17 protein-coding genes and 1 pseudogene are annotated in these 20,226 nt (G+C 58.8%); 6 read left to right on the top strand and 12 right to left on the bottom strand.

Translation table 11 applies throughout. The features are described from left to right. Positions 1-355 precede the first annotated feature (355 nt). From BG841_RS03090 to sufB, 5 genes are read right to left on the bottom strand one after another with little or no spacing between them, the layout of a single operon-like run. Positions 356-724, bottom strand: coding sequence for a HesB/IscA family protein (locus tag BG841_RS03090; protein ID WP_070056315.1), 369 nt, complete (start codon positions 722-724; stop codon positions 356-358). 13 nt (positions 725-737) lie between these two features. Then, positions 738-1,991 carry an aminotransferase class V-fold PLP-dependent enzyme gene (locus BG841_RS03085; protein ID WP_070056314.1) on the bottom strand — a complete coding sequence of 418 codons (1,254 nt, stop codon included), beginning with the start codon at positions 1,989-1,991 and terminating at the stop codon, positions 738-740. Positions 1,992-1,996: 5 nt separating this feature from the next. Continuing rightward, positions 1,997-3,286, bottom strand: a complete 1,290-nt coding sequence (gene sufD, locus BG841_RS03080) for a Fe-S cluster assembly protein SufD (RefSeq protein WP_070056313.1) — start codon at positions 3,284-3,286, stop codon at positions 1,997-1,999. A gap of 14 nt (positions 3,287-3,300) precedes the next feature. Beyond that, a complete protein-coding gene (sufC, locus tag BG841_RS03075) occupies positions 3,301-4,065 on the bottom strand; it encodes a Fe-S cluster assembly ATPase SufC (RefSeq protein ID WP_070056312.1) in 765 nt (254 codons plus the stop codon). 52 nt (positions 4,066-4,117) lie between these two features. Continuing rightward, positions 4,118-5,566, bottom strand: coding sequence for a Fe-S cluster assembly protein SufB (gene sufB / locus BG841_RS03070; RefSeq protein ID WP_070056311.1), 1,449 nt, complete (start codon positions 5,564-5,566; stop codon positions 4,118-4,120). A gap of 456 nt (positions 5,567-6,022) precedes the next feature. Between sufB and BG841_RS03065 the strand changes: the two genes are divergently transcribed. Then, positions 6,023-6,547 (top strand): helix-turn-helix domain-containing protein, encoded by a 525-nt coding sequence (locus BG841_RS03065; protein ID WP_228141579.1) that lies wholly within the window; start codon positions 6,023-6,025, stop codon positions 6,545-6,547. Here BG841_RS03065 and fabB read toward each other — a convergent pair. The 3 genes from fabB to BG841_RS03050 form a co-directional block, all read right to left on the bottom strand. Next, positions 6,525-7,745 carry a beta-ketoacyl-ACP synthase I gene (gene fabB / locus BG841_RS03060; RefSeq protein WP_070056310.1) on the bottom strand — a complete coding sequence of 407 codons (1,221 nt, stop codon included), beginning with the start codon at positions 7,743-7,745 and terminating at the stop codon, positions 6,525-6,527. The two genes, BG841_RS03065 and fabB, sit on opposite strands and share 23 nt — an antisense overlap. A 13-nt stretch (positions 7,746-7,758) precedes the next feature. Continuing rightward, positions 7,759-8,268, bottom strand: a complete 510-nt coding sequence (gene fabA / locus BG841_RS03055) for a bifunctional 3-hydroxydecanoyl-ACP dehydratase/trans-2-decenoyl-ACP isomerase (protein ID WP_070056309.1) — start codon at positions 8,266-8,268, stop codon at positions 7,759-7,761. A 95-nt stretch (positions 8,269-8,363) separates the two neighbouring features. Continuing rightward, entirely contained in the window at positions 8,364-9,461 is a 1,098-nt protein-coding gene (locus tag BG841_RS03050) for an NnrS family protein (protein ID WP_322853382.1), read from the bottom strand. A gap of 249 nt (positions 9,462-9,710) precedes the next feature. Here BG841_RS03050 and BG841_RS03045 point away from each other — a divergent pair, with 249 nt between their 5' ends. Continuing rightward, positions 9,711-10,088: a SirB2 family protein gene (locus tag BG841_RS03045; protein WP_074454273.1), complete on the top strand. Its 378-nt coding sequence runs from the start codon at positions 9,711-9,713 to the stop codon at positions 10,086-10,088. 26 nt (positions 10,089-10,114) lie between these two features. Here BG841_RS03045 and BG841_RS03040 read toward each other — a convergent pair whose 3' ends face one another. Both BG841_RS03040 and BG841_RS03035 read right to left on the bottom strand, forming a co-directional pair. Then, a complete protein-coding gene (locus BG841_RS03040) occupies positions 10,115-10,480 on the bottom strand; it encodes a DUF488 domain-containing protein (protein WP_070056308.1) in 366 nt (121 codons plus the stop codon). Between the two features lie 92 nt (positions 10,481-10,572). Continuing rightward, the gene (locus BG841_RS03035; protein WP_070056307.1) at positions 10,573-11,430 is read right to left on the bottom strand and encodes an ion transporter; all 858 of its coding nucleotides are present in this window, start codon (positions 11,428-11,430) and stop codon (positions 10,573-10,575) included. A gap of 689 nt (positions 11,431-12,119) precedes the next feature. Here BG841_RS03035 and BG841_RS03030 point away from each other — a divergent pair. From BG841_RS03030 to BG841_RS03020, 3 genes and pseudogenes are all read left to right on the top strand, one after another. Further along, on the top strand, positions 12,120-13,355 hold the full coding sequence (locus BG841_RS03030) for an aromatic ring-hydroxylating oxygenase subunit alpha (RefSeq protein ID WP_070056306.1): 1,236 nt from the start codon (positions 12,120-12,122) through the stop codon (positions 13,353-13,355). Positions 13,356-13,382: 27 nt separating this feature from the next. Next, positions 13,383-14,633, top strand: a pseudogene (locus BG841_RS03025) (M24 family metallopeptidase). Between the two features lie 141 nt (positions 14,634-14,774). Further along, complete coding sequence (locus BG841_RS03020; RefSeq protein WP_070056305.1) at positions 14,775-16,406, top strand: BCCT family transporter; 1,632 nt, start codon at positions 14,775-14,777, stop codon at positions 16,404-16,406. A gap of 87 nt (positions 16,407-16,493) precedes the next feature. Here the strand turns inward: BG841_RS03020 and BG841_RS03015 are convergent, their stop codons facing one another. Continuing rightward, positions 16,494-17,447, bottom strand: a complete 954-nt coding sequence (locus BG841_RS03015) for a LysR substrate-binding domain-containing protein (protein WP_070056304.1) — start codon at positions 17,445-17,447, stop codon at positions 16,494-16,496. 167 nt (positions 17,448-17,614) lie between these two features. Between BG841_RS03015 and BG841_RS03010 the strand changes: the two genes are divergently transcribed. After that, on the top strand, positions 17,615-18,934 hold the full coding sequence (locus BG841_RS03010; protein ID WP_070056303.1) for an NAD(P)/FAD-dependent oxidoreductase: 1,320 nt from the start codon (positions 17,615-17,617) through the stop codon (positions 18,932-18,934). 19 nt (positions 18,935-18,953) lie between these two features. Here BG841_RS03010 and BG841_RS03005 read toward each other — a convergent pair whose 3' ends face one another. Further along, positions 18,954-20,141, bottom strand: a complete 1,188-nt coding sequence (locus tag BG841_RS03005) for an aromatic ring-hydroxylating oxygenase subunit alpha (RefSeq protein WP_158007590.1) — start codon at positions 20,139-20,141, stop codon at positions 18,954-18,956. Positions 20,142-20,226 lie beyond the last annotated feature (85 nt).

Genomic DNA, 20,226 nt, shown 5'->3' with positions numbered 1-20,226 from the left:
GGCGCGACGCTTTATACTTCCTTTCCCGCAGGGGAAGAGGAGCCATAGCCAACTGCCCCGGCCCGACGCTTTATACTTCCTTTCCCGCAGGGGAAGAGGAGCCATAGCCAACTGCCTCGGCCCGACGTTTTATACGTCTTCTCCCGCGGGGGAAGAGGGCTATAACCAATTGCCCCGATTCGACGCTTTATCCTCCTCTCCCGCGAGAGGAGAGAGATTAAGGTCCATTGTCCCGGCCCGACGCTTTTGACTCCCTCTCTCTCGCGGGAGGAGAGAGGTTATAGCCAATTGCCCCGGTTCGACTCTTTTTACTCCCTCTCCCCTCGCGGGAGAGGGCCGGGGAGAGGGGGTTGGGTCAGGAAATTGTAAAACTTTCACCGCAGCCGCATTCGGCCGTGGCGTTCGGGTTGCGGAACTCGAACATGGAGTTGATCCCCTGGGTGACAAAATCAATTTCAATGCCGTTTACCAGGGGCAGGTGCTGGCGCTCTACGTAAATATCGACGCCATCAATACTGAAGATCTGGTCCTCGTCCAGCGGGGTATGAACCCACTCGGTTTCGTACTTGAAACCGGAGCATCCGCTGTTCTTGATCGCCAGGCGGATGCCTTTGGCGTCCGGGTGCTTGGCCAGTTGTTTGCGTACGTGACTGGCCGCCGCGGGCGTCATGGTCACACCCACTTTGGGGGTAACCGTCTCGGGAGTGAAGGTTACGGCTGTCATGAATCCACCTCCGTCAGGCGAACAGGCGTTGAATTTTTTGTAATGCAGTGAACAATTGTTCCACTTCGTCGAGCGTATTGTAGAACGCAAACGACGCTCTCGCAGTACCGGGAACCCCATAGAAATCCATGAGTGGCATGGCGCAATGGTGTCCGGTGCGGATGGCGATGCCTTGCTGGTCCAGCAGGGTGCCTATGTCACTGGGGTGCAGGCCGTCAATTTTGAACGACATCACCGGCACCCTGTGTGCGGCGGTGCCGATAATTTGCATGCCGGGAACGGTTTCCACCAGTGCATTGGCTCTGGCCAGCAGACCCGTTTCGGCCGCTTCCAGCGCCACGCGGTCCAGCCTGTTCAGGTAGTCGATGGCCGCCCCGAGGCCCACCGCTTCGGCGATGGCGGGGGTGCCGGCTTCAAATTTGTAGGGCAGGGTGTTCCAGGTGGTGCGTTCAAACGACACCCGCTCGATCATCTCACCACCGCCCTGATAGGGCGGCATGGCTTCCAGCAACTGTTTGCGGCCGTAAAGCACCCCAATGCCCGTGGGCCCGAACATTTTGTGAGACGAAAACGCGTAAAAATCGCAGTCCAGTGCCTGCACATCGGGTTTGAAGTGCGGTACCGCCTGGGCGCCGTCAATCACGGTGATGGCGCCGGCGGCCTTGGCCTGGGCCACCATGGACGCCACCGGGTTGACGGTGCCCAGCACGTTGGACACGTGGGTAATGGCAAAGATGCGGGTGCGCTCGTTCAGCAGGGCGGCAAACGACTCCAGATCGAGTTCGCCGGAGGCGGTCACCTCAACCGGCACCACCCGGGCGCCGGTGCGCTCCGCCAGCATCTGCCAGGGCACGATGTTGGCGTGGTGCTCCATCCGGCTGACCAGAATCTCGTCACCCGCACTCAGGCGCTCGGCCAGACCGTTGGCGATCAGATTGATGGCTTCCGTGGTGCCCCGGGTCCAGATGATTTCTTCGGTGCTGCCGGCGTTCACAAAGGCCCGTACCGTTTCGCGGGCCCCTTCGAACACCATGGTGGCGCGATCACCGAGGGTGTGCGCACCGCGGTGAACATTGGAGTGCTGTTCGCGGTAATAACGGTCCATGGCATTGAGCACGGCCAGCGGTTTGTGGGCCGAGGCACCGTTGTCCAGATACACCAGTGGGTTGCCGTTGATCTGTTGGGCCAGGATCGGAAAGTCCTGCCGGATTGCGTCAACGTCCAGCACTGACTGTGTGGCTGAGCTTGCCATGGAAAGGTCCGTCATAACCGTCAGGCCTCCTCGAATGTCTGGTCAATGAACTGGTTGAGTCTCGGCAGGGACGCATCCCGCACCGCGGCCACCGGAATCTGCTGAATCAATTCGTTAATGAACGCCATGGTCAGCAGAGTCTGGGCTTCGCGACGGGGGATCCCCCGCGCCACCAGATAAAACAGCGACTCTTCGTCGAGTTGGCCGATGGTGGCACCGTGGGCACACTTGACGTCGTCCGCGTAAATTTCCAATTCGGGTTTGGTGTCGATCTCGGCCCCACTGGACAACAACAGGTTCTTGTTGTTCATGTGGCCGTTCGACTTCTGCGCATCCCGGTGAATATGGATGCGGCCCCGGAAAATGGCGTGGGACTGACCCGCGGCAATATTGCGATAGTTTTCTTCGCTGTTGCAGTGCGGCGCTATGTGCTCGATGGTGGTGTGGTTGTCGTAGTGCTGGCGACCCTGGGTGACCACCGCCCCGTTCAGCAGGCATTCGGCACCGGGCTTTTCCAGTCGCACCTGCAGATCGTGGCGGCGCAGGGGCCCACCAAAGCCTACGCAGTGGCTTTCGAAGCGGGCGTGGCCTTGCAGGCGTGCGCCGGTGGCGCCGATGTGCTGCACGCTCTCGCCGTCTGCCGACAGGCGCACGTTGGTGATCTGGGCGCTGTCTGCGAGAGTGAACTCGCTGACGGCGTTCACCAGAGCCGCTTCGCTGCCGGTGGACAGGAATTCTTCGACAATGGTCGCCTGACTGTGGTGGCCGGCCTCGACGTACAGGCGCGGGTAAGCCGAGCCACTTTGACTGGCATCGGTTTCATAGATGATAAACAGCGGCTGATCGAGCACCGCTTCCGGTGCCAGGCGGATGTACAGGCCGTCTTCAAAGCGCGCGGTGTTCAGGCGCGCCAGCTGCACTGCGTTGGCGTCCAGAGTGTTGTCGAGGCGTTCCGCCAGGCTGCTGGCGACTTCGTCGCTCAAGTCGGCAAAGCGGCTGATGGTGACGCCCTCAACCGCGGGCAGGGTGCTGGCGGACGGCACCATGACCCCGTTGCGGATCACTACCTGGTAGCCCGGCACTTTGGCCAGCGGGGTGTCGATCCGGTCGCTGACCGGCAAGCTGGCGGCGATGGCGTCGGTCAGCTGCAGATAACGGCTGGAATACTTCCAGTTTTCGGTTTTGCGTGTGGGCAGCGGCATATCCACCAAAGCGGTGCCGCGCTGCTGGCGCAATTCAAGCAACGGCTGCGGCAGTGACTGCCCGGCCGGCGCAAGAAAGGCGCTGGAAAGCATGGGTACAGATTTCATTCCTGCGGGCTCCTTTAGCTGGCTGTCTCTGCGTCGTCTTTGATGCCGAGCCAGCCATAGCCGCGCTCTTCGAGTTCCAGAGCCAGTTCACGACCACCGGACTTGATGATCTTACCTTCTGACAGCACGTGCACGAAATCCGGGACGATGTAGTTGAGCAGGCGCTGGTAGTGGGTGATCATCAAAATGGCGCGGTCTGCCGAGCGCAGCGCGTTCACTCCGTCGGAGACGACTTTCAGGGCGTCAATATCCAGTCCGGAATCGGTTTCATCCAGAATGGCCAGGCGTGGCTGCAGCAGCAAGGCCTGCATGATCTCGTTGCGCTTCTTCTCACCACCGGAGAAGCCTTCGTTCACGCCCCGCTTCAGAAAGGACGGATCCAGATCCACCTGTTTGGAGGTTTCCCGCGCCAGCTTGATGAATTCAGCGGCATTGAGTTCGGGCTCACCGCGATGCTTGCGCAGCGCGTTGACCGAGGTGTGCAGAAACTGCATATTGCTGACACCGGGGATCTCCACCGGGTACTGGAACGCCAGGAACAGACCTTCCTGCGCGCGCACTTCGGTCGCTTTGTCCAGCAGGTTGGTGCCATCCATCAGCACTTCCCCTTCGGTCACTTCAAAGGCTTCGTTACCTGCCAGCACCTGGGACAGGGTGCTTTTACCTGAGCCATTGGGGCCCATGATGGCGTGAACTTCACCGGCCTTGATCTCCAGGCTGAGGCCGTTGAGTATTTGCTTTCCCTCTACGGAGGCGTGCAGGTTTTTGATGCTGAGCATGCGTTAAAATCTCTCTTGTTAAACTGACTGAGTTCGGTTGTAGGGCAGGCGCTTAACCTACCGCCCCCTCAAGGCTGACTTCCAGCAGCTTGCCTGCTTCAACGGCAAACTCCATGGGCAGCTCCTGGAATACGGATTTGCAGAAACCGTTAACGATCATGGACACGGCCTGCTCGGGGTCAATGCCCCGCTGACGGCAGAGGAACATCTGCTCGTCGCTCACTTTGGAGGTAGTGGCCTCGTGTTCCAGGATGGCGGTTTTGGCGCTGCCCTCAATGTACGGGAAGGTATGCGCGGCACACTGATCGCCGATCAGCAGGGAGTCGCACTCAGTGAAGTTGCGTGCGCCTTCCGCACCCGGGCCAATCTTGACCAGCCCCCGGTAGGTGTTGCTGCTACGACCCGCCGAGATACCCTTGGAAATAATGGTGCTGGTGGTGTTTTTGCCCAAGTGGATCATCTTGGTGCCGGTATCGGCCTGCTGGTAGTTGTGCGTCAGCGCCACCGAGTAAAACTCGCCGATGCTGCCTTCCCCGCGCAGCACGCTGCTGGGGTATTTCCAGGTGATGGCGGAACCGGTCTCTACCTGCGTCCAGGACACTTTGGAGTTCTTGCCGATACAGGCGGCGCGCTTGGTCACAAAGTTGTAGATGCCGCCTTTGCCGTGCTCATCGCCGGGGTACCAGTTCTGTACGGTGGAGTATTTGATCTCTGCATTGTCCAGGATCACCAGCTCAACCACCGCCGCGTGCAACTGGTTTTCGTCGCGCATGGGGGCGGTGCAGCCTTCGAGGTAGCTGACGTAGCTGTCGTCTTCCGCGATGATCAGGGTGCGCTCGAATTGCCCGGTGTTGGCCGCGTTGATGCGGAAATAGGTGGACAACTCCATCGGGCAGCGAACGCCTTTGGGGATGTACACAAAAGAGCCGTCGGAGAACACCGCCGAGTTGAGTGCGGCAAAATAGTTGTCGCCCATGGGGACCACGCTGCCCAGGTACTTCTGGACCAGTTCCGGGTACTTTTGTACGGCTTCGGAAATCGGGCAGAAAATGACCCCGGCTTTTTCCAGCGGCTCTTTGAAGGTGGTGACGACGGACACCGAGTCGAACACCGCGTCAACCGCAACCCCGGCCAGTTTGGCGTGTTCGTGCAGGGGGATGCCGAGGCGTTCGTAGGTGCGCAGCAACTCCGGATCCACTTCGTCCAGGCTCTGGGGCATGTCTTCGGGACGCTTGGGGGCGGAGTAATAGGAAATGGCATTGAAGTCGATCTTCGGGTAATTCAGGTGGGCCCAGTTGGGCTCCTCCATCGTCAACCAGCGGCGATACGCCTTCAGGCGCCATTCAAGCATGAATTCAGGTTCGTTCTTGATGGCTGACAAACGTCGAATGACGTCTTCGTTGAGCCCCGGCTCAAACGAATCCGCTTCAATGTCGGTTACGAACCCGTGCTCGTATTCCCGTTTGATCAGCTCGCTCACCTGTTGTTCGGTGTTCGTCATGATCGGTCGCTCCGTATGCTCTCATCAGGGGTGGTGTGCCCCAAGGGTTCACCGGCATCTCCGTGGTGGGAGTGTACCGCCGGATGGTTTACAGACCGCTGCCAAGGTCACATAAAGTGCGCGCGCCTTGCAGTCAATAGTTATGGTGCGGCCAGGCCCGTCGCCGGGCTGGCGATCTGTGCTTTATGACCAATGATTGTACAATACCCTACTAAATTAGTCAGGTATTATTTTTTGCGTGCCCAGAGTATAACGCACTTGCACCGCCGGTCGCTAAAAGACATTAGTGGGGGGTGGGGTTTGCCCCGGCCGGGGGTGGCCTGAATTGATCGAGCTTAATGTTTTTCTGCGTTTTTTTCGGCTAACATGCGTACGCTGAAATTTGGAGCCATGTTCTGGCTCGTTACATGACAGCGAATAGACGTCTGATAATAACCAATGAATGAGAGTGTGATAATGCGTTCGGATGCACTGGAAGGGTTGGTGACGGCGATGCTGCGCTACCTGGATTCGGCTGGGTTTTCGGCGCGGGAGCTGGCCAGATACACCGGCCTGTCGGTTGATCAGTTGGCGGAGCCTGCGACCAGATTGTCACCGTCCCAGTTACAGCGGCTGTGGCAATTGATTCAGGTCCGCATGCTGCCGGCGATTTCCCTGAGTGTGCAGGTGCGGCCGTTGATCGCCCGGCAGTTGGCGAAAGGTGGGGTGCGGGTGGAAAAGATTGCGGCTGAGCTGAACATGAGCCGCCATACGCTCTACCGGCGCCTGAAAGCAGAGAATGTGACGTTTGCGGGCTTGCTTGAAGAGGTCAGGCGCGAGCAGGCACTGACGTACCTGCGCGACTGCAACCGGTCCCTGGCGGAGGTAGCCGAGTTGCTGGGGTTCTCAGAGCTGAGCGCATTCAGCCGGGCATTCAAGCGCTGGATGGGCAAGTCGCCGGCTGAATTCCGCTCGTCGGTCAGGCCAGCGGTGGCGCTTTAAAGATCAGCGTGCCGTTGGTGCCGCCGAAACCGAAGCTGTTGCTCATAATCAGCGGCAGGTCTACGTCGTCCTGACGCTCGCGCACGATCGGGAAGTCCGTGGCCTTCGGGTCAAGGTCCTGAATGTTGGCCGACGCTGCGATGAAGCGGTTTTGCTGCATCAGCAGGCTGTAGATGGCCTCGTGCACTCCCGCTGCCCCCAGTGCGTGACCGCTCAGCGGTTTGGTGGAGCCCACCGGCGGCATTTTGTCGCCAAAGGTCTTGCGGATGGCTTCCAGTTCGGTGATGTCACCCGCTGGGGTGCTGGTGCCGTGGGTGTTGATGTAACTGATTTCACCGTCAACGCCCGCCATGGCCTGCTGCATGCAGCGGACCGCGCCTTCACCGCTGGGGGCGACCATGTCGGCGCCGTCGGAGTTGGCACCGAAACCGACCAGTTCGGCGATGATGTTGGCGCCGCGAGCCTTGGCGTGCTCCAGCTCCTCCAGCACCACTACGCCGCCGCCACCGGAGATGACGAAGCCGTCGCGGTTGGCGTCGTAGGTGCGTGAAGCCGTTTCCGGGGTATCGTTGTATTTGGTGGACAGAGCGCCCATGGCGTCAAACAACAGGCTCAGTGACCAGTGAATGTCTTCGCCGCCCCCGGCGAACATCACATCCTGGCGGCCCCAGGCGATCAGGTCGGCGGCGTGGCCAATGCAGTGGGCACTGGTGGCACAGGCTGAGGTGATGCCGTAGTTCACGCCGGTAATACCGAAGGCGGTGGCCATGGACGCGTTGATGGCGCTGCCCATAGTGCGGGGTACCCGGTAGGGTCCGACACGGCGAATGCCTTTTTCACGATGGGTATCGATCGAATCCATCAGTTCGATGGTAGAGGCGCCGCCGGTGCCCATGATTACGCCGGTGGAGTTGGCGCGAATCTGCTCGTCGGTCAGGCCAGCCTGTTCGATGGCTTCTTTCATGGCCAGGTAGGTGTAGCCGGACGCCGGGCACATGAAGCGCCACAGTTTGCGATCAATCAGCTCCGGCAGGTTCAGGTCGATTTGCCCGCACACGTGGCTGCGCAAGCCCGCGTCTGCGGCTTCCTGGCTGAAACCGATACCCGGTTTGGAGTCTCTCAGCGACTGAGTGACTTCTTCTTTGTTGGTTCCGAGGCTGGACACTATGCCCATACCGGTAATGACGACACGACGCATCGGGTGCTCTCCCTTAGAAATCATCAGTTGAGGTGAATACGCCAACCCGCAAATCTTTGGCGGTATAGATTTCGCGACCGTCCACTTCCATGCGGCCATCGGCCACGGCCATGGTCAGCTTGCGTCTGACTACCCGTTTGATATCAAGATGGTAGCGTACCAGCTTGTTTTCGGGTAGCACCTGGCCAAAAAACTTGATTTCGCCCGCGCCCAAGGCGCGGCCTTTGCCCTGTCCACCACCCCAAGCGAGGTAAAAGCCCACCAGTTGCCACAGGGCGTCAATGCCCAGACAGCCGGGCATCACCGGGTCACTGTCGAAATGGCACTTGAAAAACCACAGGTCGGGGTTGATGTCGAGCTCGGCGACGATGCGGCCTTTGCCGAACTCCCCGCCGTTGTCATCGATATGGGTAATACGGTCCAGCATCAGCATCTGGTCTGTGGGCAGACGCATGGCGCTTTCAAACAGGCGGCCGTAACCACATTCAATCAAAGCCGCTTTGTCAAAATGATCAGGCTGCATGGCCGTCTCCGGTAAAGAATATGAATCCATTGATTATACCTTAAATTACGCCTGCCCCTATTGACCAGAGGTTAGTGAAATTTGACCGGTGGTTGTCAGCCGGCACGTCCATCGGCGCGCGGACTGGCCAGCATGTGGGTGTAACGGAACAGAAAAAGGCCGTACGCGAGCGTCCATAGCACGCTGCTGGTGCCAATGCCCGTGGGCCATGGCAGCAGCCCGAACGCCGTGATAACTCGCACCAGCGCGGCCAGTTGGATGGCTACAAATGCCAGTATCAGACCTTTGGGTAAGACCAGTGGCCGCCCCGTGTGCCCCAGTGATACCCGTGCCACCACCCCCAGAACCAGGCAGCCGATGGCGCCGGTGCCGGCGGCGTGACTCCAGGCATTGGAAGGCCAACCGAGAAACACATTACCGGCCAGCAGAAGCAAGGCAATGGGTACCCATAAAATGGATTGATGCAATACCCACAGCAAAGGTATGCTGCGCACTTTCCAACCCTTCCAGCCGTACAGACGGATCAGTGTCAGCACACCAGCGACCAGCGCCAGCCTGCCGGCCGCTGCTGGCCACCCCAGTAACATAGACGCCAGCAACAATGCCATGGTAACGAGCACAGCCAGATCCAGTTTTGGAGTCGTTCGGACCTGGTCCGGGGCAAGGCCCAACCGCTGTAACCCGCCTCTCGTGAATGCCGGCGTGATGCGTCCGCCCACAATGCTGATCAGCGCCAGTGCCATAATGAGAGCGCCGTGGCCGTACACCGGGTTGAGCCGGAGGACAAAGCCGATTTGCATGGCCCATAACAGCCCCAGAACCACCAGAATCATGACTTGCCGCGTTTGTTTGGCCTGCCAGACGCGCCAGCCGGTGTCGAGCATCACCAGAGGCAAAAACGCCAGATTTACGCTGTGCACCAGCCAAGCCGGCGCGCCGGCGCCGAATGTCAATAACAATCGCCCTGCCAGCCACACCAGCCACAGCAAAAACAGCCGCGTGCCGCAGGTGCGCTCGGTCTGGGTCCACACGCATACGGCCGTCAGCAGAAAGCCGGCAATGGCGGCGGTTAAAAACCCAAACAGCATTTCATGCTGGTGCCAGTAGAGGGCCGGCAGAGCCAGCGGCAGATGCACGGCACCGGTTAACTGGAGCACCCACAAGGGCACGGCGATGACCGCCAGCAGGCCCATGGACACAAAAAAATCCGGAAGGGGTAGGCAAACAGTTGCTGAACGCTGGCGGACGCAGAGGGTGTCGAAATCGGGGGTGCTTGCATGAGGTAGGCTCCAGGCTGAAAATGCGTCGCTTGAGCGCAAAATGTTGAGTCGCCATAGGGGGATGGCGCTCGCATTAACAAGTATTGTACATAGATGTTTTGAATCGGCATACCTGACAAGAAAGTGTGCTCTGCCCGGGTGTTGTTCAATGGAGACGGATAGGTGAGTGCATACGTGGCTCTGAAACACCTCCACATGACAGCGGCGTATCTGACGGTGACCCTGTTGCTGGGGCGATTGATGCTGGACGCCATGGGCATAGCCGGATGGCGCCAAACGCCCATGCGCTGGGTTCCCCATCTGAATGACACGGTGTTGCTGGCAGCCGCCATCGGTTTGCTGGGTGTGGGGGGCTGGAATCCGCTGGAGCAGTCCTGGCTGGCAGTCAAACTAGCGCTGCTATGTGGTTATATCTGCGCAGGAGTATTCGCGCTCAAGCCATCCCGCGGCTGGCGGGCACGATTCGTGGCGGCTGTCGCCGCGCTGGTGCAGGTGATACTGATAATCTGTTTGGCCACGACCAAGCCCGGGTTGTTCTGAGCCATCCCTTCTTCGGAATGACCGGGTCAGAGCCGTTCGTCCAACAGCATCTTCAGGGCCACCGCGTTGTTGTGCTGTTCATCTTTCGCCGCGTACACCAGTGTCAGAGCGCCCGCTTTGGCTTGTTTCAGCAAGGCGTCGACCTGGTCCGGGTGCTGGTCTTTCAGCTCGGCGTGGTACTTTTGGTAGAAGGCTGCCCAGAGTTTCGGGTCGTGATCGAACCACTTGCGTAGTGCGTCGGAGGGGGCGATCTCTTTGTACCAGTCATCGAGGGCCAGAGCGTCCTTGCTCACGCCCCGCGGCCAGATATGATCCACCAACACCCGGTAGCCGTCCGTGCTGGCAGGTTGCTCATACGCGCGTTTGCACTGCACTGACGATTTCCTGGGCATGACAAGGTTCTCCCGGCAGCCGCAAGCTCCTGTAGGGTCTCTTCCCCCAAGGTAGCCGCTTTTCCAGGAAGGTGGTAATCCTGATTGCCGCGTCAGCTGCTGCTGGTTTGATCTGGATCATCCGGGCGTTGCTGCTGTTGCACCAACCGGGTCAACGTGTCCAGTTGCTGTTGCAGTTCGCTCAATTGCTGCGACATCCGGTCGCGTTCGTCGTGGGCTTTTTGCGTCTGCTTGGCCGTTTGCTCTTCGCTCATCACTTCCAGGATGGTACCGATCATCATATTGAGAAACACAAAGGCCGTCAGGAAGATAAACGTCAGATAATAAATCCAGCTGAGCGGGTAATGTTCCATGGTGTCATACATCACGTCCGTCCAGTCCTCAAAGGTCGCGACCCGGAACAGGGTGAGCATGGCAATGGATACATCCCCCCAGAGGAAGGGGTCGACTTTGGCAAAGAACATCGAGCCCATGGCCGCGTAGATGTAAAAAATGATGAACATCAGCAGCACAATGTAGCCCATGCGGGGAATGGCCTTGAGCAGCGAGTTGATCAGAAAGCGCAGTTCCGGCACCACCGACACCAGTCGCAGCACACGGAATACCCGTAACAGGCGGCCCAGCAGCACAGCTTCGGAATTGTCGAGCGGGATCAGGCTGCCGATGACTACCAGGGTGTCAAACAGATTCCAGCCGTCCAGCAAAAAGCGTTTTTTGCGCTCACAGGCGCCGAAGCGCAATAAAATTTCGATCAGAAAAAACACCGTGATCGCGGTGTCCAATGCCGTGAGGGCCTGCTGGATCAGCGGGGGCAAATTGTAGGTTTTGGCGCCGATCGTCAGCGCAGACAGCACAATGATTGCGATAACGGTGCCCTGAAAGGTAGGGCTCGCTTCAATGCGCCGGAATGTGGAGAGCATCGGAGCGTGTGGGAGGGTGTTGATTGCCATCGGGTTGAATCTCGTCGAAACCGTAAAAAAGCCTGAGAGTTTAATGAGACGGGCGCCGCTTGAATAGCGTGGCGTTGGTCTCAGACGCATTTCTTGAACAGCCCGGGGTTGTAGCCCATTCGGTTCAGTCGACCGCACCTGAAAGCGTCGGCCGCCCCCGTGGTGATGTTTCACGCCAAGCAATCTGCAATCCGTTTACAGAATTATTGCGGGTCTGGATAAGACAATAAACTTCGTCTTCAGAACCTTAATAGTCGCAACCGGATAATCATTATCCTTTTAAATAAATATCACCGCGCGAGGCATTCCCGGTGCTCGTCGACGCAGGTTTGGTTGTTCCATTTTGATGAGGGCTGAATGGTATGTAACAACGGTGTGGTTTCGCTTTCAGGATGTTAACGGTCGCACTGGGGTAATTGGCGTGCGTGACTAATAAGCTCCAATGTATGTCGCGGGGCCACCCGCAAGGGTGGCGTTTGATTTGCATCGGAAACCATTCCTCACGCTCATCAACGGAGTCTTAAATGTCACTTGTTGATGGGGGGTTAATAAATAATGATCGAGCGGTGGCGATGCAATAACCCCTGATAATAAGTGAGCTTGTTGAACACCTTGGTCAGCAACCGGATCCATATTGACTGATTCAATGAACCTCTTGGTAGGAACAACGCATTTTTGAGGAAGGGATAATGGAGCACATCACTGAGCTGTTACGTCAGTATCGGCAAGGCCATGGGTTGCCGGCCGAGTTTTATACGTCCAAAGAGGTGTTCAGGTATGACATTGAGCAGGTCTTCAAGAAAACCTGGATTTATGTCGGTGTGGTATCCGAATTCAAGAAAAAGGGCGAGTTCAGGGTGGTCCAGGTGGACAACAATTCCATCATTCTGGTGCGGGGCGAACAGGACGAGGTTCGCGCGTTCCATAACTCGTGTCGGCACAGGGGCGCGCAGATTTGTGTCACGGACAAAGGCCGGGTGCCCAATCTGGTGTGTCCCTACCATCAGTGGACCTATAACCTGAACGGCGATCTGATCTACGCCGGTCGCATGGGCGAGAACTTTTCCTGCAAGGGCAATGGCCTCAAGCCCGTCGCCATTGCATCGGTCGCCGGTTTGTTGTTCATCAACCTGGCGGACGACCCTTGCTACGCCGATATGGACAAGATGAAGGCGGATCTGGAGCCGTACGTGCGCTTCTACCAGCTGGACAAACTCAAGGTGGTAAAAGAGATCGACCTGATCGAAAAGGCCAACTGGAAACTGGTGGTGGAAAACAACCGGGAGTGCTACCACTGCGGTGCCAATCACCCCGAGTTGTTGAACAGCTGGCCGCCCTACGGGGCCGGGTTTGGCTGGCCGGATGATCCCCGGGAAGCCGCCGCCGTGGCCCGCCAGATTGACGAGGCTTATGCCAAAAAACGCCCTCAGTGGGACCGTCTGGGGATGACCCATGAACCGCTGGATCTGACCGCAGACCGGTGGTATCGCGCCATGATGATGATTCTGGAAAAGGGTGCCCTGTCACAAACCGTGAACGGTGAGCTGGCTTGCCGCAAACTGTTGCCCGGCTTCAGCGAGCCGGACAACAGCGACCTGTCCATGTGGACCCATTTCAATTCCTGGCACCACTTCCTGTGTGACCATGTGGTCACCACCATGGCCATTCCCCTGTCGGAAGACAGAACGCTGGTACGCACCCGCTGGCTGGTCCACGAGGACGCTCAGGAAGGGACGGATTACGACCTGGAAACGCTGATCCATGTGTGGGTGCAGACTAACGACCAGGATAAGTGGCTGGCGGAAATCAGCCAGGCGGGTATCCGGTCCGATGCCTACCGACCGGGGCCCTATTCGGAGGAAACCGAAGGTCTGGTGATGAATTTCATCGACTGGTACGTGAAACAATTGCAGTCCGGTCGTTAACTGCGATCCGGGTGGACGGGTGAACCAATGTTCGAGACCAAACAGGCGTACCTCAACGATGCTGCTGCGGATCGGCCCCTGAGCAACCCGGTGTCCGAACCAACACCGCGCCGGGCGCGGGCCTATCGGCTGCGCCGGGTCAAAGCACAGTTGGTCAACACCGATTGTGCGGCGGTGCTGCTCTATGATCCGGTCAACATCCGCTACGCCACCGACGCCTCCAACATGCAGGTGTGGACCGCCCACAACGCCTCCCGCTACGCCCTGGTTTTTGCGGAGGGACCGGTGATCCTCTGGGAGTTCCATAACTGCGAACACCTGAGCAACCACCTGGAAACGGTGGATGAAGTGCGTGTAGCAGTGAACTGGGCATACTTTGGGGCCGGTCCGCGGGTGGCGGAAAGAGCCCGGGTGTGGGCGGCGGAGATTGCCGACCTGCTGCGCCAGTACGGTGGTGGCAACATGCGGTTGGCGGTTGACAAGATGGAGCCGGAAGGCGTGCTCTGCCTGCGCGCTCTGGGGGTTCAGCTGCAGCAGGGCCAACCCCTCCTGGAACGGGCGCGATCGGTCAAATCGGCAGAAGAACTGGAGCTGATGAAGTGGACCATCGCGGTCTGTGAACACGGCATTGAGCGGATGTACAACGAATTGCGTCCGGGGATGACGGAGCAGGACCTGTGGGCCTATCTGCACTTCGAAAACATCCGCCATGGGGGCGAGTGGATCGAAACCCGTCTGCTGGCCTCCGGCCCGCGCACTAACCCGTGGATGCAGGAGTGCAGCGAGCGGGTCATGAACGAAGGGGAGATCGTCGCGTTTGATACCGATCTGATCGGCCCCTAAGGCTACTGCGCCGATATCTCCAGGGCCTGGACCGTGGGGCATGTGCGCCCCACGGAGGAGCAGCGCCGGTTGTATACGGCGGCCTATCAACAGGTACACCACAACATGGACATCCTCAAGGCGGGAATGAGTTTCCGGGAGTACGCCGACAGGAGCTGGTCCATCCCCGAAGAGTTTTACGCGAACCGCTATTGCTGTGTGGCCCATGGTGTCGGCCTGGCCGATGAGTATCCGGCCATCGCGCACTCGGGCAAAGACTGGCGTGTTTCGGGGTACGACGGGGTGTTTGAAGAAAACATGACCCTCTGTATCGAAAGCTACATCGGTGCAGAGGGGGGGCAGGAAGGCGTCAAGCTGGAGGAGCAGGTACTGATCACCAAAGAAGGGTGCGTGCCGCTGTCCGGCTACCGCTGGGAAGAAAGTTGGCTCATCTAGGCCGACGGGCGGTGGGTGTGACGACCCACAGATTTATTAATTGCATACAGACAGGTTATCCCAAAGGAGTTCAAACGGCTTACATCACGCGACCAAAGACGAATCACTTAAGTCCATCTTAATGTGACCAAGGAGCAATACATGCTTAAGCAATCAACAACAACAAAAAACGCCAACGGTCTGGAAGTCAGCATACTCACCTCAAGGGCAGGGTTCTATAAGGGCCTGAACCCGACGATCACCATTGTCAGCAAGGCGCTGATTGTTCTGCTGGTGTTATTCGCCATTGTCATGCCGGAGCAGGCAACGACGACATTGAGTGCCGTAAATGGCGCGCTGCTGGCGATGTTCAATTCCTATTACATCATCTCGGTCAGTCTGTTTCTGATATTTTGCCTGGCCATGGCGCTGAGTCCCGTGGGCAAAATAAAACTGGGGCTGGATCATGAGCGACCGGAATTCACCAACTATGCCTGGTTCGCCATGATGTTCGGCGCCGGTATGGGCATAGGGCTGATGTTTTACTCCATCGCCGAGCCCATGTATCACTTTTCCAACAACCCCGAGGTGATCAAGGGGGCGGTCTCCGCTCAGTCCGCTGACACCGTGGAATCCGCCATGCGTTATTCGTTCCTGCACTGGGGGCTGCATGCGTGGGGCATCTATGTAGCGGTTGGCCTGGCCCTGGCTTATTTCGCCTATCGGCAAAATCTGCCCCTGACCATTCGTTCAGCCTTGACCCCGCTGTTCGGGGACCGGCTCAACGGTTCATTGGGGCATCTGGTCGATATCATCGCGGTGGTGGCGACGGTACTGGGCATTTCCACCACGGTGGGGACGGGCGTGTTGCAGCTGGTGTCCGGTTTTGAAAGTGTCACCGGGGCGGGCTGGTTGTTGACGGAGGCGGGCAAACCGACCGGCTCCGCAATGGTTCTCGCCCTGATGCTGGTGATGGCGCTGTCCACTGTATCGGCCATGACCGGTGTCGGCCGGGGCGTCAAGTGGCTGAGTGTGATTAACCTGACGTTGTCCTTCATTTTGCTGGCGGTGTTTGTCCTGTTCGGGTCCACCGGGTTTGCCTTCACCACCTATTTCACCGGGTTGTTCGATTATCTGCTCGAGTTGCCGGCGATGAGCTTCACCACTTGGGAGAGGGAGTCGGAGCTGGGGCAGTGGCAGGGGGGCTGGACCATCTATTACTGGGCCTGGTGGATCGCTTTTGCGCCCTTCGTGGGGTTGTTTCTGGCGCGCATTTCCAGAGGGCGTACCGTCCGGGAATTCATCCTCGGTGCCTTGATTATGCCCGCGCTGATGTGTGTATTCTGGATGGCCTTGCTGGGCGGCACCGCCCTGGATCTGGAGCTGACTGGCGGGGCCAGCGGCAGCATTGCCGGCGCAGCCATGGAATCGCAGTTGTTCGTGACCCTGGAGCAGATGTTACCGGCCGGAGCGGCCTTGGGCATGTCGTTGATGGTGATCCTGCTGATTCTGACCTATCTGGTTACCTCGGCAGACTCGGGAGTGCTGGTGTTGAACACCATCATGGCGGGCGGCAACGACAAGCCGGGTGTCGGTCACCGGGTGGTCTGGGGTGGGATCCTCACCCTGGTGGTAGGTTCTCTGATGCTGGCCGGTGGCCTCAGTGCCATCCAGACGGCGATGATCATAGGGGCGTTGCCCTTCTCGGTGATCATGGTGCTGATGTGTCTGGGCACGCTCAAATCGGCGTTCTTCGGCAAGCCGGAGGTGGCAGCCGTGAGCGAGTCGGTGTGATGAGGGGGGGCGGGGCCGGCCCGCCTCCCTCCTTTGCAATGGTTGCTGTAGCGGCGGGCCAGGAAGGCAAAGCACCCGGCGCCAGATTCAATCGCAGCGGGCATTCATGTGGCCGATCAGGGCCTCTACCCGACCGGCGTCGGCCCGGGCGTCCTGCAGCAGCCAGTCGCGGAACAGGGCGGCCGATTCGGACAGGGGACGTGCGGTGCTGTACACCAGATAATCGGCCTGGTCGGTTTCAACATGAAAATCTCCGGCTATTCTGATGAAACGATTGGCCAGCAAGTCCTGAATCATAAACTCCCACCCCAGGGTAACGCCCATCCCCTGCAAAGCGGCGTTAATCGCCAGCGGGACCTGATTGAACACCGGCGAATTGCCGGACGCAGAGTAATTGATTCCGAAGTGCCGGAACCAGTCTCCCCAATTCAGCCAGCGCCATTTAAACGGGTCCAGGTGGATGATGCGATTCTGCAGCAGATCCTCGGGCGCACTTATCTCGGTCAGCGGCAGATCGTAGGCGCAGATCGGGTAGATCCGCTCACGAAAGAGATAATGCCCGGTCAGATTGGATTGCCACCGGTTGTAACCGTAAAGAATGCCCAGATCCGATTTGCGGCAATGCTCCTCATCAATCTCATCGGTGGTGTACATATTGATGTTGATGTCCGGAAACTCCATGTTGAAGCGGGCAATCCGGGGGAATAACCAGTAATGGGCCACCGCCACTGTGGACACAATGGTGACATTTTTGCTGTAACCCCGGGAGCGGATCCGGTTGCAGCTGTCCGCCAGCTGTCCCAGCATTCCCTTGACTTCGGCAAACAGTGTCTGACCATTTTCGGTCAGCACCACCTGACGACGCTCCCGATGAAACACCTCGGCCTCCAGATAGTCCTCCAGCAATTTGATCTGTTTGCTGACCGCACTCTGGGTGACGCACAGCTCATCGGCCGCACGGGTAAAACTGCCGTGTCTGGCCGCGGCCTCGAAAAAGGTCAGCGTCTGCAGTGGCGGCAGTTTCTTGAACAGGGGTTTCATAGTGCCGTCTCCCTCCGGAAAGCGTATTTCTCACCCGCCTGCGGCGTAACCCAGGGGCAGCCCCTGTTGGGAGCGATTCCCTGGCGGAATCAATCCGTGCGTATTTGTCCGTTGTAAATCTTTTTTCAGGATCTACTATCGGTTACATACGATACAGGAGTCCGATCATGAGAAGGATCCCCCGGTTGCCGGCCATCGATGGTGAGCTGGGCTGGTATGAGACATCCCCGTTAACCGGACGCTGGACCGGCAATCGGCTGAAAGGCACCCAAACGTTTGATGTGCTCATTATCGGCGCCGGCTTCACCGGACTGTCGATCGCCGGCCGCCTGGCCGAACTCTGGCCCGAGCGCCGCATTGCCCTGGTTGATGCGCTGGGTGTCGGCCAGGGAACCTCGGGCAGGAATGCCGGTTTTATCATTGATCTGCCCCATAATCTGGATGCCAACGCCGACCCCGAGGTCGACAAACACATACACCGACTCAATCGTTTTGCCATCAGCCGGCTGGATCAGATTCGCCAGCATCACCGCATTGATTGCGCCTGGCACAAGGCCGGCAAATATCTGGCGGCCCATGAGCCCGCTAACCTGCGCCATCTCGACAGCTTTACCCGCACCCTGGACACGCTGGGGGCGCCCTATGAAGTCTTCGAAGACAGCCAGTTGCAGCAGCGTCTGGGGACCGGGTATTACCGGAAAGCGGTTTACACTCCGGACAATATCCTCATCAACCCGGCGGCGCTGGCCCAGGGGCTGGCGCTGGCATTGCCCGACAACGTCACCCTGTTTGACAACAGCCCGGTGACCGGCGTCGCATACGGTAAGCCCCATCGCGCCCGGTTTCTGGGCGGGGAGATCAACGCGACCACCCTGGTGCTCAGTGCCAACTCGTTTGGTGAGGAGTTCGGCCTGTTCCGGCAACGACTGGTACCGGTGTTTACCTACGCCAGTCTGACCGGCCCAATGGGAGAGACGCAGGTCAGGCGGGGGTTCCCGGACGTCGCCCCCTGGGGGCTGACCTCGGCCCATCCGGCGGGCACCACCGTGCGCCTGACCCCGGACCGGCGCATCTTTGTGCGTAACAGTTTCAGTTTTGATGCGACCTTGCGTGCCCGTCCCCAGGATCTGCAGCGGGCCTGGCGACAACACCGGGCATCGTTTACTGCCCGCTTCCCGGACCTGCACGAACTCAATTTCGAATACACCTGGGGCGGCATGCTGCGCATGACACTCAACCACCAGTCCGTATTCCAGCGGCCTGCCGACAACCTGTACGCCCTTTGCGGCATGAACGGGGTCGGGCTCGCCAAGGGGACCTATCTGGGGTATTACCTGGCGGAATGGATGGCCGGACGCGACAGCGATGACCTCGATTTTATTCGCCGGCATAACCAGCCCCGCTGGGTGCCCCCCGAGCCCCTCCGTTCGCTCGGAGCTCGTCTGCGGCTCTGTTACGAAGCCGGTAAGGCGGCCGGCGAAGTGTGAACGGCTTCGCCGGGCAATCTCAGCCCTCCGAGTGCTGCATGTACCAATCGCTGAGCTGCACACAGAAGCGCTCATCGTCGGCGAAGGGGCCGGGTCGATAAAATGCGGACTTTGCACCGGCGGTCATCGACTGGCACAGGGCAATGTCTTCCCCGTTGGTCACCCGCCAGACTTCTCTGAGGTGGTCCAGATCATAATCCACGCCTTCAACCGCGTCCTCATGCACAATCCAGCTGGTGTACAGGGCACAGGTGTCGTTCTCAAGAGGCAGCACCCAGTTGGTGGCAATGTGGTCCGAAGCAAAGTGCAGCCAGGCGTTGGGGTTGAACCACATCGACAGACTGCTTTGATCGTAATCTTTGAAAGGACCAATCAGCTTTTTACTGGCCGGTTTGCCATCAAAGGTGATGGATTGGTAGTTTTCCTGCAGGGGGTAACGGGCCACGCGGCAACAATCGTTCGGTGTGAACGCTTGTTCCTGCCAGGCTAACCCCAGCGATTCCCATCGCTGCACCGCTTTGGTAAACAGTTGATCGTAGGCGGAGGATTGGGCGCCGTTAAAACTGGCGGGGTCGAATAATTTGACCAGGCCCGGATGGTTGATGGTGCAATGGCAGCACTCGCGGTTGTTGATCATCACCAGCAGCCAGCTGGCGTCGACAATCCGGCATTCATGGGCGGCCAGCTTATAACCCCCGGCCTGCAGGGCATAGGGGGCGGCGTAAGGGGCGATGACGTTCTCTATTTCCTCCAGATCGCTGCGCTCACACGCCGGGTCCAGACTGGCGAACAATAAACCGTGGACCTCGACCACCGGCAGACCGTCGAGGCTCAATGCAGAGCCCAGGTCCGAATCCGGGAAGCCGGGGGCAAACCCCGGGGCGTTGAGCAGGCGTCCGCCATTGAGTTCGTAGACCCACTGGTGGTTCGGGCACATGATCATCGGCGGACAGGTACCATGAGCCTCACGCAGCAGCCGGGCACTCTGGTGTGAGCAGCGGTTGGCGAAACAACGAATGACCCCATCGGTGCCGTGAAGCAGGAAATACTCGTCCTCAAACAGGGAAAATTTCAGGAAGTCTCTCGGGTTGGGCACGTCACCGCGGGTGCCCGCAAAGAACCACTTATTGGTGAACAGGCGTTTGGCCCGGTCCAGGTCGAACAGGGCCTCTTGGGGTAACCCCATTCCAGAAACATAGTTCTTCATAGACGTGTCTCCAGCTGAGCAAGGCAAGGCTTTCAGGCCGAGCATAACCCCACCGCAGAAACCGGATATCTTGAAAGCGACACGG

The sequence above is a fragment of the Marinobacter sp. X15-166B genome (assembly GCF_001752365.1).
Classification (GTDB): Bacteria; Pseudomonadota; Gammaproteobacteria; order Pseudomonadales; family Oleiphilaceae; genus Marinobacter.
Note: the sequence above shows the minus strand (reverse complement) of the source record. Positions and strands in the feature narration are given on the sequence as shown.

Coding starts and splice junctions, on each gene's coding strand:
- BG841_RS03090 (WP_070056315.1), bottom strand. CDS start 724: ATGACAGCCGTAACCTTCACTCCCGAGACGGTTACCCCCAAAGTGGGT.
- BG841_RS03085 (WP_070056314.1), bottom strand. CDS start 1,991: ATGACGGACCTTTCCATGGCAAGCTCAGCCACACAGTCAGTGCTGGAC.
- sufD (WP_070056313.1), bottom strand. CDS start 3,286: ATGAAATCTGTACCCATGCTTTCCAGCGCCTTTCTTGCGCCGGCCGGG.
- sufC (WP_070056312.1), bottom strand. CDS start 4,065: ATGCTCAGCATCAAAAACCTGCACGCCTCCGTAGAGGGAAAGCAAATA.
- sufB (WP_070056311.1), bottom strand. CDS start 5,566: ATGACGAACACCGAACAACAGGTGAGCGAGCTGATCAAACGGGAATAC.
- BG841_RS03065 (WP_228141579.1), top strand. CDS start 6,023: ATGCGTTCGGATGCACTGGAAGGGTTGGTGACGGCGATGCTGCGCTAC.
- fabB (WP_070056310.1), bottom strand. CDS start 7,745: ATGCGTCGTGTCGTCATTACCGGTATGGGCATAGTGTCCAGCCTCGGA.
- fabA (WP_070056309.1), bottom strand. CDS start 8,268: ATGCAGCCTGATCATTTTGACAAAGCGGCTTTGATTGAATGTGGTTAC.
- BG841_RS03050 (WP_322853382.1), bottom strand. CDS start 9,461: ATGGGCCTGCTGGCGGTCATCGCCGTGCCCTTGTGGGTGCTCCAGTTA.
- BG841_RS03040 (WP_070056308.1), bottom strand. CDS start 10,480: ATGCCCAGGAAATCGTCAGTGCAGTGCAAACGCGCGTATGAGCAACCT.
- BG841_RS03035 (WP_070056307.1), bottom strand. CDS start 11,430: ATGGCAATCAACACCCTCCCACACGCTCCGATGCTCTCCACATTCCGG.
- BG841_RS03030 (WP_070056306.1), top strand. CDS start 12,120: ATGGAGCACATCACTGAGCTGTTACGTCAGTATCGGCAAGGCCATGGG.
- BG841_RS03020 (WP_070056305.1), top strand. CDS start 14,775: ATGCTTAAGCAATCAACAACAACAAAAAACGCCAACGGTCTGGAAGTC.
- BG841_RS03015 (WP_070056304.1), bottom strand. CDS start 17,447: ATGAAACCCCTGTTCAAGAAACTGCCGCCACTGCAGACGCTGACCTTT.
- BG841_RS03010 (WP_070056303.1), top strand. CDS start 17,615: ATGAGAAGGATCCCCCGGTTGCCGGCCATCGATGGTGAGCTGGGCTGG.
- BG841_RS03005 (WP_158007590.1), bottom strand. CDS start 20,141: ATGAAGAACTATGTTTCTGGAATGGGGTTACCCCAAGAGGCCCTGTTC.